The sequence below is a fragment of the Pseudoduganella sp. UC29_71 genome (assembly GCF_042693265.1).
Taxonomy (GTDB): Bacteria; Pseudomonadota; Gammaproteobacteria; order Burkholderiales; family Burkholderiaceae_D; genus Rugamonas.
Genome location: NZ_CP170549.1, coordinates 2,353,488 through 2,368,632, shown reverse-complemented (window position 1 = coordinate 2,368,632; position 15,145 = coordinate 2,353,488). Strand labels below are relative to the sequence as shown.

Here is a 15,145-nt window from a genome sequence, read left to right as displayed (position 1 = left end):
CCACTGTAGGGAGCGCCGCCGGCGCGGGGATCAGCGCGCGGCTATACCTGTTATTGCGCCTGCATCTTGCCGTTGGCGCGCACCAGGGCCAGGGCGGCGTCGAGGGCATCGTTCAAGGCGGCGACGTCGATGGGCTTGGTGAGGTAGCGGAAGAAGCCGGCGTCCAGCGCGGCATCGATGTCGTTGCGCATGGCGTTGGCGGAGATGGCCAGCACCGGAATGGCTGCCAGAGCTGGCGTGTCGCGCAGGCGGCGCTGGATCTCGCGCCCGCTCAGGCCGGGCAGGTTCATGTCCAGCAGGATGATGTCCGGGCGGTGCTCGCGCGCCAGCCGCAGGCCTTCGATGCCATCGGTGGCCGTCATCAGGCTGATGTCGGTGCGGAAGCCCAATACTTCCTGCACCAGGCGCAGGTTGGTAGGATTGTCCTCCACGTACAGCAGCATGGGCTGGCAGCCGCGCGGCGGCACCGGCGCTTCCTCCTGGACGGACGCGGCGGCGGCGATGGCGGCGCGCGCATCGTCCTGGGCGGCCGTCACAGGCAGTTCAATCCAGAACACGCTGCCGGTGCCGGGCGTGCTGGCAACGCCGATGGCGCCACCCATCAGCTCCACCAGGCGCTTGGTGACCACCAGGCCGATGCCGCTGCCCTCTTCGCTGCCGCCTTCCTGGCCCAGGCGGTTAAAGGGCTGGAACAGCGCCTCGACCTGCTCCGGCTTGAGCCCCGGCCCCGTATCCTGCACCGACACGCGCACCTTGTCCGCACCGGCTGCTAGGCAGTCCACCACCACCGCGCCCTGTTCGCGGTTGTACTTGATGGCATTGGAGAGCAGGTTGAGCACCACCTGCTTGAGGCGCGTGCGGTCGGCTTGCACGTGGAGCCCGGCGATGGGCGAGACGATGACGCGGATGCCGCGTTTGGTGGCCGCCATCTCCACCATGCGGTGCGCCTCGTGCAGCAGCTCGGACAGCCCGACCGGCTCCAGCGACAAGGTGACGGTGCCCGATTCGATCTTGGCCAGGTCGAGGATCTCGTTGATCAGCGTCAGCAGGTGCTCGCCGGCCTTCAGGATGTGGCCCATGAAGGTCTTGCGCTGCAGCGCCGTGATGGGCAGCGCGTCGTTATTGAGCAGCTGCGTGAAGCCGAGGATGGCGTTGAGCGGCGTGCGCAGCTCGTGCGACATGCTGGCCAGGAACAAGTCCTTGGCCTTGCCGGCCCGCTCCAGCTCCATTTTCTGGTCATGCAGCGTGCGTTCAATGCGCTTGCGCTCGCTGATGTCGCGGATGGCGCTTGAGACCAGTACTTCGCCCTCCGTCTCGAGCGGGCTCAGGCTGATCTCGACCGGGAACTCGGTGCCGTCGCGCCGCAGGCCGTACAGTTCCAGCCCGGCGCCCATCGAGCGCGGGCGCGGCGAGTCGAAGAAGCTGGTGCGCAGGTGCGGGTGGCCGCTGGCGTAGCGCTGCGGGATCAGCACTTCCATGCGCTTGCCCAGCAGGTCGCGCCGGTCGTAGCCGAACAGCTGCTCGGTCTGCGAGTTGATCAGCACGATCTCGCCCTGCCGGTTGACGATGACGATGGCGTCCGGCGCCGACTCCAGCAGGCCGCGAAATTTCTGCTCCGCCTTGCGCCGTTCGCTGATGTCGCGGATGGCGCTCATCACCAGCGTGCCCTCCTCGGTGCTGATGGGACTCAGGCTGATCTCCACCGGGAACTCGACCATGTCCTTGCGCAGCCCGTACAGCTCCAGCCCGGCGCCCATGGTGCGCGGGCGCGGCTGCACAAAGTAATTGGACCGGTGCGCCACGTGGCCGCCCCGGTAGCGCGCCGGCAGCAGGATTTCCACCGGCAAGCCGCGCAGCTCGCCCGGCAGGTAGCCGAACAGGCGCTCGGCCTGGGAATTGGCCAGCACGATGAGGCCGGTGGAGTTGGCCATGATGATGCCGTCCGGCGTCGATTCCAGCACGTCGCGGAACTTCGCCTCCACGTGCTTGGCGTCGCGCAGCGCCTTCTGGCGCGTGATGTCCTTCTTGGTGCACAGGATGTATTCGACGCGGTCGGCGTCGACAATGACCTTGCTGGCCACGTCCACGAACAGCGGCGAACCGTCCTTGCGGCGGCGCAGGCATTCGTAGTCGTAGACGCCGCCGCTGCGGCCCAGTTCCTGCAGGAAGCTGTCCCAGCTTTGGCCAGGCATCCCGACCAAATCGAACAGCGGCCGCCCGATGGCTTCCGCCGCCGCGTAGCCGAACAGTTGCTCGGCGCCCAGCGTCCAATGCACCACCTGCCCTTTGCGGTTGGCCACCACCACCCCGCCGGGCGCCTGTTCCAGCACCAGCCGATCGAAATCCGTCGTCATCCAGTCGCCCCGCAGAATGTTGTTATTGTGCTATGCGAGTATGAACCGTTGGCGCCGGCGGCGCAAGCATTCAGGCGTCCGCCGCATGGCTATTGCCGTGCAAGGCACGGGCGCCGTGCGTGCCGGCCGCCAGCTGCGCCGCCACCTCGGCCGCCGCGCGCTTGCCGGCCATGAAGGCATGGTCCGAGTTGTAGTACTCCCACTCGCTGTAGCGCCCCGCCAGCACGATGCCCTGCGACTCCATCCACTGGCGCACGGTCGCCACGTTGGCGGCGCGCGCGTGGTCGTACACCACGTAGGCATAGGGCATGTCGACCTGGTTGGCCGCCAGCACCCGGTCGTCCGGCCGCATGATGCCGACCTTGACGCAGTCGGCGATGCAGCGCGCCACCAGCGCGTCGCCTTCCAGCGGCAGCGGCTTGGTGGGCGAGTAGGAGATTTCGCAGGTGAAGCCGAAGCCGCCCGGCGCGTTGCATTCGGGGCTGGCATTACCCTGGACGAATATGCGGTGGAAGATGCTGTCTTCGGGGTAGTAAATCCAGTGCTTGTCGGTGACGCCGGTGCGGGCGATGCCGATGTTGACGCAGCGGATGGACACATGGCGCAAGGCGCGCGCCGCCTGCCGCACCGCTTCCGGCGCCTCGGCCCCGATCAGCCGCACCAGCTCCGGCAGCGGCATGGTGCTGATCAGGCGCTGGTACTGGAAGCGGCGGCCGTCCGCCAGCGCGATGGTGCGCTCGGCCGGCAGCAGCTGCACCACGTCCGCGTTCAGCTCCAGCTTGCCCCGGATATGGGGCAGGAAGCCGTTCATCAGCGCCTGGAAGCCGCCCCGGCGCGGATAGCCGAAGCGTGCGTTCGGCCCCATCGGGCGGGCCACCGGCTGCAAGGCGCCGTCGATGATTTCGCCCAGGTCCGGCAGCGGCACGCGCCCGCCCAGCCAGGAGGTTTCCATCTCGCTCAAGGGCACCGTCCACAGCTTGCGGTTGTAGGGTATGGCGAAATGCCGCGCGATGCCGGCGCCCCAGACGTTGTGGATGAAGTCCTCGAAGTTGCGCGTTTCCTGGCGCCGCGCCACGCCGCCCGGATTGGCGGCGTTGACCACGTCGGCCGTGCCGTCCGCGCAGCAGTCCTGCACGCCGGCCGCCTCGCACATGGACGGGTCGTTGCCGGCCTTGCCGTAGCGCGCCTCGATGGCGCCCACGATGCACTCCTTGATCACGTCCGGCGGCAGGCCGTGCAGGGCGCCCTGGAAGGGATAGCGCGTGTATACCTGCTTGCTGTAGATCCAGGCTTCGCGCATCTGCCAGTGCTGGTTGTCGCCCAGCAGGATGTCATACAGCTTGAGCACGTAGGGATCGTTGGAGAACATGATGTGGCCGGCGTGGTCGAAGGTGAAGCCGTTCTGCCGGATCGAGCGGCACCAGCCGCCGACCGTGGAGTTGCGCTCCAGCAGCAAGGTGTCCGGGCCGAGGTGGTAGGCGGCCGACAGCCCGGTCGGGCCGGCGCCGACGATGATGGCGCCGAACTGCTGCACCGGCTGCTGCGCGCGCAGCGGATTGACATTGGCCGCGCCGCCCGGCGCTGGAGCCGCTGGCCCAGGACCGGGCGGCGGTGCTGCCGACTGCTGCGCTGCCGGCTGCGCCGCGGGCGGCGTGGCCGGGCGCAGGGGCGCCGATGTGCCGGCCGCCTGGCGCACGCGGCCGCCGCCGGGCGGCGTGCCGCCGATCAGTGCATGCATGGCATCGGCGGTCGCATCCCAGGATGTGCGCGAGACGATGGCGCGCATGTCCGCCGCCATGGCGGCGCGCTCCTGCTCCGTCTGCCGCAGCGCCGCTTCGCAATGGGCAATGAACTCCGCGTGATTGCGGCCGATGGCCACGGTGCCGCCGTACGGCCCGGCCACGTCGGCAATCGCCGTGCTGACGATGGGCAGCTCGGCGGCCATGTATTCCAGCACCTTGGTCGGGCTGATGTAGCGCGTGGCCTCGTTCAGCGCGAACGGCAGCAGGCACACGTCCCAGCCCGCCAGGAAGTGCGGCAAGGCCTCGTAGGGCTGCTGGCCCAGGTAGTGCACGTTCTGCCGCTGCGGCAGCGTTTCCGGCGCGATCTTCACGATGGGGCCGACCAGCACGATCTGCCATTCCGGATGCGTGTCCGCCAGCGCCGCGATCAGCTCCGCGTCCAGCCGCTCGTCCAGCACGCCATAGAAGCCTAGCCGGGGCCGCGGGATGTCCTGGTGCAACGGATGGCCGTTGTTGCGGTCCAGCGCCTGCTCGAAATGCACCACGTCCACGCTGCTGGGGAAGCAGTGCACATTGGGGTGGCGGGTGCGCTTCGCCTCATACAGGCTGGGTCCGCCGGTAAACACCACGTCCGCCAGGTTCAGCAGCGCCGTCTCGCGCTGCAGCAGCTGGCGCGGCGGATTCCTGAACGCGGACAGTTCGTCCATGCAGTCGTACACCACGCGCGACGGGTGCAGCTTGGCCAGCAGCGGCAGCGCCATCGGCGTGTAAAACCACACGATGGGCTGTTCGCCGTCCGGCACCAGCTTTTCCAGCAGCGGCTGCAGCAGCGGAATCTGGTCGTCGTGGAAGCCGGCCGCGCTGGACGGCGTGTGCGGCTGACACACGGTCACGTTGGGCGCCGGTTGACAGGTCGTCAGCCTGGCGGGACCGTCATCGTGCAGGGGTTCCTCGACAAACAGCACCTTGTAGTGCTGCGCGAGCCGCGTCAGCAACTGCTGGGGCCGCTGGTAGACGAAATCCCAGCGCAAATGGCTAAAGACGATGATGGTTTCCATGCTGTTCTCCTTGGTAGATGTTGTACAGAGCGCGCCGGTCAGGCGCATGGCCTGGCCCAGGGCGCTCGCGTAGCCGGGCACCAGCACGCGCGCCAGCGGGTCGGGGCCGTCCCGGTCCAGGTCCCATAGTCCGCTGTGGTGCCAGTGCGCCGCGTTTTCCCAGTCCGGCCGGTCGATGGCCGGATACAGGCAGATGCCGTGGAAGTCCACGCCCTGCTGCACCGCCAGCGCCGCCTCGCTGGCCATTTCCCGTATCCACGCGCCGCGTCCGCTGCCCACGTGGCTGGTTTCGGCCAGCAGCAAGGGGCGCCCGTAGCGCTGCTGGTATTCCATCAGGATGCGGTGCAGCGGCAAGCGGCGCGCTTCGCCCAGGTGCCACCACAGGCGCAGGTTGGTGCCGCTTTCCCACTGGTTGCTGTGGTAGTAGTTGCCGCCGATGATGTCCACGTAGCGCGGCGCGCCGCCCAGCTCCGGCTGCGCCAGGCCGCACAGCATGTCCAGCGCCTCGAACTGCGAGGCGCGCCAGCCGGCTGCCTGGGCCGCCCAGTCGGGCCGGTTGGCGGGCGCGATCACGTGGATCATCGGGTCGCACTGCAGGATGCGCGCGCCCGGCGTGACCTGCCAGATGGCGTCGCAGCCGGCGATGCTGGCGCGCACCAGCTGCCGCTTGCCCTCCCCGCCCGGGTCCGGGTGGTGCATATTTTTGATGCGGAACATATGGATGGACAAGCCCCAGCTGGTGAACGAGATTTCGTTGATGGGCGAATACACCGGCTGCGGCCCCGCATACGGCGCCAGGTACTCGGCGGCCGCGCGGCAAAAGCGCGCGAAGCGCGGCACGAAATCCGGCCCGAACAGGTCCACGTCGTCCGGGATGCCGTAGTGGCAAAAGGTCCAGCTCACCTGCAGGCCCAGTTCCTGCGCGGCGCGGCAGCGGCTTTCCAGCGCGGAAAAGTCGTAGCGCCCGTCGCGCTCGCACAGCCGCCAGCCGATGGACTCGCGCACGGTGCGAAAGCCGAGCCGCGCGGCCTGCTCGTAATCGCTGCGGGCGCGATCCAGGTGGCCGGTGACGGCGTTCATGTCCAGCGCGTGGCCGGCGTGGTTGATGTGGTCGGCCCCTTCGTAGCCGGCCTGCCAGAAACTGGCGAAAGGCGTTCCGTTATATCCGTTGGCTGGCGTCATCGCGGCCTCACAGCGGCAGGTTGCGGGTGGCCGCGTGGATCCGTTCGATCGGAATCTTGGGACTCCGGTCCGCGTTCAGCAGGCCGTTCGCCTCCTGGAAGGTGTCGGCAAACTGGGTGTAGCAGAAACCGCTGAACATGGGCAGCTCGCTCACCACGTTGAGCAGCGCGCGGTAGGCCTGCTCGAAGGCCTCGGCCGTGTTGGCGCGCGAATAGCCCCAGGTGTGGTGCGCCGGCGCGCTCGGGTCGAACGCAATGCCGCCGAATTCGGTGAGGATAATGGGCTGGCCGCGGTGCGGGAAGCCGTCCAGCGTGAGGATGCGGCCGCCGGGACGGCGCCGGTCGAACAAGGTGGTCACGGGATCGGTCAGCTCGTAGCGCGCGGCTATGCGCTGCGGGTCGGCGTCGTAGTCGTGGATGCCGAGCAGGTCGGTGGCGGAAGCCTCCCAGCCGTCGTTGCCGATCACCGGGCGGGTGGCGTCCAGCACGCGCGTCATGTGGTACAGCGCCTCCACCGCGTTGCGGTGCGCCTGCGTCGCCGTCAGATTGGGCACGCCCCAGGACTCGTTGAACGCCACCCACACGATGATGCAGGGATGGCTGTAATCGCGTTCGATCGCCTCGGTCCACTCGCGCACCATGCGCGTGACCGCCAGCGGGCTGAAGGCATAGCACGACGGCATCTCTTCCCACACCAGCAGGCCCAGCCTGTCGGCCCAGTACAGGTAGCGCGGGTCTTCGATCTTCTGGTGCTTGCGCACGCCGTTAAAGCCCATGGCCTTGGCCAGCTCCACGTCGCGCCGCAGCGCGTCGTCCGAGGGCGCGGTCATGATGGTATCCGGCCAGTAGCCCTGGTCCAGCACCAGGCGCAGGTGATAGGGGCGGCCGTTGAGCATGAAGCGGTCGCGGTTCACGGACACCGAGCGCAAGGCCGTGTACGAGCGCACCCGGTCCAGCTCCACGTCGCCGCAGCGCAAGGTCAGTTCGGCATCGAGCAGGATGGGCCGCTCGGGGCTCCACAGCAGCTCGTTGCGCGAGTCGTCGATGCCGGGGTCGGACAGCGCGATCTTGCGGTTGGCCTCCTGGCCCACCAGCAGGTACACGTCGTCGGCCAGCAGCTTGCTGCCGTGCGACAGCTTCACCTCCACCGTCAGGCCGGAGGTGATGTCGCCGGCGGCGAGGATTTCGCAGCCGATCTCGAAGCCCTCGAAGATCGGGGTCCAGCGCAGCGACTTGATGTAGGTCGCGCCCACCGGCTCCAGCCACACGGTCTGCCAGATGCCGGTGGTGCGCGGATACCAGATCGAGTGCGGGTCCAGCTGCCAGTCCTGCTTGCCGCGCGGCTTGGCCAGGTCGGCCGGATCGTCTTCCGCACGCACCACGATCACCTGCTCCTCGCCCGGCAGCAGCGCGGCAGTGATGTCGGCGTAGAACGGCGTATGCCCGCCCTCGTGCCGCGCCACCAGCTCGCCGTTCACCCACACGGTGGCGGCGTAATCGACAGCCCCGAAGTGCAGCAGCGTGCGCGGGCCGCGCGTGGCCAGGCTGATTACGCGCCGGTACCAGCACACGCTGTGGAAGCCGGTATCGCCTATGCCGCTGGCGACCGCCTCCGGCGGGAACGGCACCTTGATGGTGCGTTCCCATGCGATCTCATCCTTCGGCCCCCGGTAACGGCGCTGATCATCGTAGGAAAAGTCCCAGGAGCCATTCAGGCAAGTCCAGTCCGCCCTTACCAACTGCGGCCGTGGATAGGCAAAATCTTCCATCTCATCTCCAGCGTGCTTGGTTCAATCCGGTGAAAATCTTAACAACCTTCGGCGTTGCACGTTGAACCAATTCCGCTACGCAATCTGGCGCGTGAAACTGCAGAGCGCCTTTAGATACGCGATCTCTTCCGTACTGCGCTGCTCGCCGGGCGGCGGGCATGGCTCCTACAAGTCGCCGCGCCGGGTTCCTATCGCGGTCCGCCGCCGCAACGCAGAACATGGTGGTGCAACCCATACCACGACCAAGGAGGAATCATGTTTGCTCACAACAAGCGGCTACAGTACACGGTACGCGTCAGCGAATCGAATCCCGGGCTGGCCAACCTGATGCTGGAGCAGTTCGGCGGGCCGCAAGGCGAACTGGCGGCCGCGCTGCGCTACTTCACGCAAGCGCTGGCGGAAGACGATCCGGGCCGCAAGGACATGCTGCTCGACATCGCGACGGAAGAGCTAAGCCATCTGGAAGTGATCGGCAATATCGTCGCCATGCTGAACAAGGGCGCCAAGGGCCGGCTGGCCGAAGGCGTGGACCAGGAGGCCGACATCTACCGCTCCATCACCGGCGCCGGCAACGACAGCCACCTGACGCAGGTGCTGTACGGCGGCGGCACCCCGCTCACCAACTCCGCAGGCGTGCCATGGACCGCCGCCTACGTGGATACGATAGGCGAACCGACCGCCGACCTGCGCTCCAATATCGCGGCCGAGGCGCGCGCCAAGATCGTCTACGAACGCCTGATCAACCTGACGCCCGACCCGGGCGTGAAGGAAGCGCTGGGCTTCCTGATGACGCGTGAAATTGCGCACCAGATGTCGTTCGAGAAGGCGCTGTACGCCATCCAGCCCAACTTCCCTCCGGGCAAGCTGGCGGGGCGGCCGGAATTCACCAACGTCTACTACAACATGTCGCAAGGCGGTCCCGAGGTGCGCGGTCCGTGGAACGACGACAGCAAATGGGAGGTCGTCAGCGACCGCCTGCAGCAGCAAGGCGTGGACGGCGGCGACGGCAGCGCTTCGGTGCAGGTCAGCAGCGATGAAGAGGCGCTGCTGAACCAGATGGCCGCGCGCACCATGTCCGATCCGGACGCCGACCCGCTGACCGGCGCCGAGCTGGGCATGGGGCCGACGCCGAATGGCAGCGCCCACTGAGCGCGCGCCGGTCCCGGTCCAGGTCCCGGCTCAGGTCCAGGCTCAGCTCCCGGTTCGGGTCCCGGCAATTGTGCGAGGAAAATGATGCGCGGCAGGCAAGCAGCCGGACGCTGGCCGGCGCCCAAGGCGGCGCTCGGCGCGCTGGTATGCGCCGCCGGCCTGCTGCTGCTCGGGCATGACGCCTACCTCGCGCTGGCTGCGGCCCCGCCCGCCGTGCGCGGCGCACTGGCCGGGGGGATGGCGGCCGCGCTCGCCACAGCCGCCGGCACCTTGCCGGTGCTGCTGGCGCACGGCGTGTCGCAGCGCCTGTACGACGCCGCGCTCGGCCTGGGCGCCGGCATCATGCTGGCCGCCACCGCGTTCTCACTGGTGCTGCCCGCCATCGCCGCCAGCAAGGCCGGCGGCGCCACGCCGTTCGGCGCCAGCGTGACCGTGGGCGGCGGCATCGCGCTGGGCATGGCGGCCGTGCTGCTGCTGGGCCGCATCGCCGACCACGGCGCGCCGGCCCAGCCTCAGCCTCAGCCTCAGCCCAAGCCTCAGTCTCAGGCCCAGGCTCAGGCCCAGGCCCAGGCCCAGCCCGGCGCCGCGCTGCCGGTGCGCCACGCCTGGCTGTTCGTGGCGGCCGTCGCCATCCACAACCTGCCTGAAGGACTGGCGATCGGCGTCGCCTATGCCGGCGTGGACGCGCTCAAGGCGCACAGCCTGGCCACCGGCATCGCCATTCAGGACATTCCCGAAGGCCTGGTGGTGGCGATGGCGCTGCGCGCGGTCGGCTACGGCCGCGGCTTCAGCACCGCCATGGGCATGCTGTCCGGGCTGCCCGAACCTTGCGCCGCGGTGGCCGGCGCCCTGCTGATCGCGTATTCGGCCGCGCTGCTGCCCTGGGGACTGGCCGCCGCCGCCGGCGCCATGCTGTTCGTCATCTGCCACGAGGTGGTGCCCGCCGCGCACCGCCACGGCCCGCGCACCGGCGCCTCCTGCGCGCTGGTGGCCGGGTTTATCGTCATGATGGCGCTCGACACCGCCTTGGCCTGAGCAGCAATCCTTGACTTTCGGCAGCGTAATTGCTCCAATGTCAAGATGCCTGCCCCCTTCACCCTGTCCCAGCTTGCCCACATCGTCCTGCTGCCCCCCATGAGCCTGTTCCTGGCCATGCTGGCCGGCTGGCTGCTGCGCCGCCGCTGGCCGCGCGCGGGCACGGCCCTGGCGGGCGGCGCGCTGGCCTTGCTGGTGGTGCTCAGCACGGGCGCCGGCGCGCGCCTGCTGGTGCGTCCGCTGGAGAACATGACGGCGCCGCTGGCTGCCGGCGCGGAGCGCGAGGCGCAAGCCATCGTGGTGCTGGCGGCAGGGAATATGGAACAGGCGCCCGAGTACGGCGGCAATAGCCCGGACGGCATCGCGCTGGCGCGCCTGCGCTACGGCGCGCGCCTGCAGCACAGCACCGGCCTGCCGCTGCTGGTCACCGGCGGCAATGCCGAGCCGCAGCGCGGCGTGCCGCCCAAGGCCGAGGCCATGGCGCGCGCGCTGCGCGAGGATTTCCGCACCGAAGTGCGGTGGATCGAGCCGGACTCCGCCACCACGGCGGAGAACGCGGCGTTTTCGGCGCGCCTGCTGCAGCCGGCCGGCGTGCAGCGCGTGCTGCTGGTAACGGACGCCATGCACATGCCGCGCGCGCGGCGCGTGTTCGAGCGCGCCGGCCTGCAGGTGATCGCCGCGCCTACCATGTTCCGCGCCTGGGGGCCGATGTCCGCCGGCTCCTTCCTGCCGCGCGCGGATGCGCTCGAATCGTCCTACTACGCCGTCTATGAATGGATAGGCCTGGCGTGGTACCGCATCAAAGAATAAGCATCGAAGAATAATCAACATAACGGAATATCATGCCCCGCACCAGAACCAGATCGTCCCGCAAACCCTCCGGCAAGTTGCTGCCGCTCGCCCTTCTCTCCCTGTTGTGCGTGGGCGGCGGTACCGCTGCAGCCTTCTATGCCGTGAACGAAGTCGGCATGGCGCCGCGCCAGGTTGGCCCCTACGTGGCGCGCCGCGCCTCCGGCCACAACAGCATGGTCGAAGGACTGGGCCGCAAGGTCGCGTCCACCCTGGCGGGCATGGACGGCGGCGCTGCCGCCTCCCCCGCCCTGCCCGCGTGGAAGGCAGGCGCCCAGTCCGCCGCCGCGCCTGCGCCGGCCGGCAACCCGGTGCCGGTCGCCACGGCTGGCGCACTGGTGCAAGCCATGGCGAACGCCCGCGCCGGCGACGTGATCACGCTGCAGCCGGGCACGTACAGCTTCCGTGGCGTGCCCTTCGTCGCGGCCAGCGCAGCCGGCAGCAAGGAACGCCCCATCACCGTGCGCGCCGAGCGGTCCGGCACGGCCATCATCGACTTCAGCATCAATGAGGGCTTCCTGGTCAGCGGCCCGCACTGGACATTTGAGAACCTGACCATACGCGGCGCCTGTACCGACCCCGGATCATGCGAACACGCCTTCCACGTCGCCGGCCGCGCCAGCGGCTTTGTATCGCGCAACAACACCATCACCGATTTCGATTCGCACTTCAAGATCAATGCCCAGGGCGGCAACGCGCCGGACGATGGCCTCATCGAAGGCAATACGCTGAGCAATACGGCTGTGCGCCAGACCAGTCAGCCCGTCACGCCAATCGACCTCGTGGCCGGCAGCCGCTGGGCGATCCGCGGCAACCTGATCACCGACTTCATCAAGATGGGCGGCGACGGCATCAGCTACGGCGCCTACGCCAAGGGCGCTGGCTCGGGCAACCTGTTCGAGCGCAACGTGGTGCTGTGCGAGCACAAGCTGCGCGGCTATAGCGGCCAGCGGGTCGGCCTGTCGCTGGGCGGCGGCGGCACCGGCGTGCCTTACTGCCGCGACCAGCGCTGCATCACCGAGCAGGACGGCAGCACCATCCGGGCCAACCTGATCGCCTCGTGCTCGGATGAAGGCATCTACCTGAACCGTGCTGCCACCAGCAAAATCCTGCACAACACGCTGATCGATACGGCCGGCATCATGGTGCGCTACCCGGAAAGCAGCGCCCAGGTCGATGGCAACATCATCGACGGCAGGCTGCGCGCCGACCGCGGCGGCATCCTGCACGCAGGCGACAACCTGGACACCAGCCTGAACCGCTTGTTCGTGGGGTCGCACCCGCAGCGCGCCCTGTTCCGCGACGCGCTGGGACTGGACCTGGCGTGGGCCGGCGCAGCACCGCGCCGCAGCAGCGCAGCAGCAGCGCCCACCGGCGCGCCAGCCACCGACCTGTGCGGTGCGGCCCGCCCGGCGCAGCCGGCCTACGGCGCGGTGGAAGACTTTGCCATCTGCCTGAAACGCTAATCTGCCTGAAACGCTCAGTAAGCGCTGCGGATACGCCGGGCACCTCCGGCGCCTGGCAGCCTCGTGCGGTGCGCGCTTTATCCGGCGCGCCGCACTAAACTAGTGCATCTTTGTCTTGCAATGCTGGCACGCTTCTTGATACTACAAGAACATCGCAGCCACGGAACGAGCAGATGCCTACCTTCTTCAATGAAATGCATGCAGACGGCGGAACGGACGTGCGGGAACACTACCGCGAGTTCTGCCGCTGGCTGGCCCAGCAGCCACCCGAAACCCTGGAGCGCAAGCGCGCCGAGGCGGACCTGATGTTCCGCCGCGTCGGCATCACCTTCGCCGTCTACGGTGACGACGCCGGCACCGAGCGCCTGATCCCCTTCGACATCGTGCCCCGCATTATTCCGGCCGGCGAATGGAGCCAGCTGCAAACCGGCCTGGTCCAGCGCGTCAAAGCGCTGAACATGTTCATCCACGACATCTACCACGGCCAGAACATCATCAAGGCCGGCATCATTCCCGCCGAGCAGATCTACCGCAACGCCCAATACCGGCCGGAGATGCAGGGCATTGCGGTCGCCTCCGACATCTACGCCCACATTGCCGGCGTGGACATCGTGCGCGCGGGCAAGGGCGAGTTCTACGTCCTGGAAGACAACCTGCGCGTGCCGTCCGGCGTCTCCTACATGCTGGAGGATCGCAAGATGATGATGCGGCTATTCCCCGAGCTGTTCGCCCGCAACAAGATCGCGCCAGTGGACCACTACCCCGACCTGCTGCTCGACAACCTGCGCTCGGTCGCGCCCATGGGCGTGGACGACCCCACCATCGTGGTCATGACGCCCGGCATGTATAACTCCGCCTACTTCGAGCACGCCTTCCTGGCGCAGCAAATGGGCGTGGAGCTGGTGGAGGGCAAGGACCTGTTCGTGGCCGACAATTCGGTCTACATGCGCACCACGCACGGCCCCAAGCGGGTGGACGTGATCTACCGCCGCCTGGACGACGACTTCCTCGACCCGCTGGCCTTCCGGCCCGATTCCTCGCTGGGCGTGCCGGGCCTGCTGTCGGTCTACCGCGCCGGGCGGGTGACGCTGGCCAACGCCATCGGCACCGGCGTGGCCGACGACAAGTCGATCTACCCCTACGTGCCGGACATGATCCGCTTCTACCTGTCCGAAGAACCTGTGCTGAACAATGTGCCGACCTACCAGTGCCGGAAAAAGGAAGACCTGCAGTACACGCTGGCCCACCTGTCCGACCTGGTGGTAAAAGAAGTGCACGGCGCCGGCGGCTACGGCATGCTGGTCGGCCCCGCCTCCACGCGCGAACAGATCGAGGACTTCCGGCGCCGCCTGGTCGCCAGGCCGGACGGCTACATTGCCCAGCCCACGCTGGCGCTGTCGAACTGCCCTACTTTCGTCGAGAACGGCGTCGCGCCGCGCCATATCGACCTGCGGCCCTTCGTGCTGTCCGGGAAAACCATCTCCATGGTGCCCGGCGGGCTGACGCGCGTGGCCCTGCAGGAAGGCTCGCTGGTGGTGAACTCCTCGCAGGGCGGCGGCACCAAAGACACCTGGATACTGGAAAGGGACCAACCATGCTGAGCCGCACCGCCGACCATTTGTTCTGGATGGCGCGCTACACCGAGCGCGCCGAAAATACCGCCCGCATGCTGGACGTCAACGTGCAAACCTCGATGCTCCCGCAGTCCGAGCAGGACGCCGCCCAGGGCTGGCGCGCCATGCTCGGCATCTCCGAGCTGCAGCAAGCCTACGACCGCAAGTACAGCACGGTGGACGGCCGCTCGGTCATCGACTTCATGGTGCGCGACCCGTCCAATCCCTCCTCGATCGCCGCCTGCCTGAAGGAAGCTCGCGAAAACGCGCGCGCCGTGCGCGGCACGCTCACCACGGAAGTGTGGGAAATCCAGAACCAGACCTGGCTGGACATGCAAAAGCGGCTCGACAACGGCGTGCTGGAAAACGACCCCAGCCAGTTCTTCGACTGGGTGAAATACCGCTCCCACCTGTCGCGCGGCGTCACGCTGGGCACCATGCTGCGCGACGACGCGGTGCATTTCATCCGCCTCGGCACCTTCCTGGAGCGGGCCGACAACACCGCCCGCATCCTGGACGTGAAATTCCATGGCGCCCGCGACCCAGGCGAGGTGCAAGCCCAGCGCGACTTCTACTACTGGGCCGCGCTGCTGCGCTCCGTGTCAGGCTTCGAGATCTACCGCAAAGTCTACCGCGACATCATCACCCCCGCGCGCGTGGCCGAACTGCTGATGCTGCGCGCCGACATGCCGCGCTCGCTGCTGGCCTGCATGGACGAAGTGGTGCAAAACCTGGACCAGGTGCGCAACGACCTGTCCAGGGACACCGAACGGCTGGCCGGCAAGCTGCACGCCGAGCTGCAGTTCGGCCGCATCGACGACATCCTGCAAGCCGGCCTGCACGACACGCTGACCGAATTCCTGCAGCGCATCTACGAACTGGGCAATCGCGTCAGCCGCGATTTCCTGGTGCCGCTGGCGGCCTAGGAG

At 68.1% G+C, this 15,145-nt stretch carries 9 protein-coding genes; 6 read left to right on the top strand and 3 right to left on the bottom strand.

Annotated features, from left to right (window positions below; genetic code table 11):
• Window positions 1-50 precede the first annotated feature (50 nt).
• From ACFJI2_RS10295 to ACFJI2_RS10285, 3 genes are all read right to left on the bottom strand, one after another.
• The gene (locus ACFJI2_RS10295) at window positions 51-2,354 is read right to left on the bottom strand and encodes a PAS domain S-box protein (RefSeq protein WP_377704902.1); all 2,304 of its coding nucleotides are present in this window, start codon (window positions 2,352-2,354) and stop codon (window positions 51-53) included.
• 70 nt (window positions 2,355-2,424) lie between these two features.
• Window positions 2,425-6,336 (bottom strand): FAD-dependent oxidoreductase, encoded by a 3,912-nt coding sequence (locus ACFJI2_RS10290; RefSeq protein WP_377704901.1) that lies wholly within the window; start codon window positions 6,334-6,336, stop codon window positions 2,425-2,427.
• A gap of 7 nt (window positions 6,337-6,343) precedes the next feature.
• Entirely contained in the window at window positions 6,344-8,104 is a 1,761-nt protein-coding gene (locus ACFJI2_RS10285) for a glycoside hydrolase family 2 protein (RefSeq protein WP_377704900.1), read from the bottom strand.
• A 255-nt stretch (window positions 8,105-8,359) separates the two neighbouring features.
• Here ACFJI2_RS10285 and ACFJI2_RS10280 point away from each other — a divergent pair, with 255 nt between their 5' ends.
• The 6 genes from ACFJI2_RS10280 (at window position 8,360) to ACFJI2_RS10255 (ending at window position 15,142) form a co-directional block, all read left to right on the top strand.
• Complete coding sequence (locus ACFJI2_RS10280; protein ID WP_377704899.1) at window positions 8,360-9,253, top strand: manganese catalase family protein; 894 nt, start codon at window positions 8,360-8,362, stop codon at window positions 9,251-9,253.
• Window positions 9,254-9,334: 81 nt separating this feature from the next.
• Entirely contained in the window at window positions 9,335-10,288 is a 954-nt protein-coding gene (locus ACFJI2_RS10275; RefSeq protein ID WP_377704898.1) for a ZIP family metal transporter, read from the top strand.
• A 45-nt stretch (window positions 10,289-10,333) separates the two neighbouring features.
• On the top strand, window positions 10,334-11,098 hold the full coding sequence (locus ACFJI2_RS10270) for a YdcF family protein (protein ID WP_377704897.1): 765 nt from the start codon (window positions 10,334-10,336) through the stop codon (window positions 11,096-11,098).
• Window positions 11,099-11,130: 32 nt separating this feature from the next.
• Window positions 11,131-12,603, top strand: a complete 1,473-nt coding sequence (locus ACFJI2_RS10265) for a right-handed parallel beta-helix repeat-containing protein (RefSeq protein WP_377704896.1) — start codon at window positions 11,131-11,133, stop codon at window positions 12,601-12,603.
• A 173-nt stretch (window positions 12,604-12,776) separates the two neighbouring features.
• Window positions 12,777-14,204: a circularly permuted type 2 ATP-grasp protein gene (locus tag ACFJI2_RS10260; protein WP_377704895.1), complete on the top strand. Its 1,428-nt coding sequence runs from the start codon at window positions 12,777-12,779 to the stop codon at window positions 14,202-14,204.
• Window positions 14,198-15,142 carry an alpha-E domain-containing protein gene (locus ACFJI2_RS10255; RefSeq protein WP_377704894.1) on the top strand — a complete coding sequence of 315 codons (945 nt, stop codon included), beginning with the start codon at window positions 14,198-14,200 and terminating at the stop codon, window positions 15,140-15,142. Before ACFJI2_RS10260 ends, ACFJI2_RS10255 begins: the two co-directional genes overlap by 7 nt.
• The last annotated feature ends 3 nt before the right edge of the window (window positions 15,143-15,145 follow it).

Excerpts from the sequence above, each read along its gene's own strand:
- ACFJI2_RS10280 (WP_377704899.1), top strand. The coding sequence starts at position 8,360 with ATGTTTGCTCACAACAAGCGGCTACAGTACACGGTACGCGTCAGCGAA.
- ACFJI2_RS10295 (WP_377704902.1), bottom strand. The coding sequence starts at position 2,354 with ATGACGACGGATTTCGATCGGCTGGTGCTGGAACAGGCGCCCGGCGGG.
- ACFJI2_RS10285 (WP_377704900.1), bottom strand. The coding sequence starts at position 8,104 with ATGGAAGATTTTGCCTATCCACGGCCGCAGTTGGTAAGGGCGGACTGG.
- ACFJI2_RS10255 (WP_377704894.1), top strand. The coding sequence starts at position 14,198 with ATGCTGAGCCGCACCGCCGACCATTTGTTCTGGATGGCGCGCTACACC.
- ACFJI2_RS10290 (WP_377704901.1), bottom strand. The coding sequence starts at position 6,336 with ATGACGCCAGCCAACGGATATAACGGAACGCCTTTCGCCAGTTTCTGG.
- ACFJI2_RS10270 (WP_377704897.1), top strand. The coding sequence starts at position 10,334 with ATGCCTGCCCCCTTCACCCTGTCCCAGCTTGCCCACATCGTCCTGCTG.
- ACFJI2_RS10260 (WP_377704895.1), top strand. The coding sequence starts at position 12,777 with ATGCCTACCTTCTTCAATGAAATGCATGCAGACGGCGGAACGGACGTG.
- ACFJI2_RS10265 (WP_377704896.1), top strand. The coding sequence starts at position 11,131 with ATGCCCCGCACCAGAACCAGATCGTCCCGCAAACCCTCCGGCAAGTTG.
- ACFJI2_RS10275 (WP_377704898.1), top strand. The coding sequence starts at position 9,335 with ATGATGCGCGGCAGGCAAGCAGCCGGACGCTGGCCGGCGCCCAAGGCG.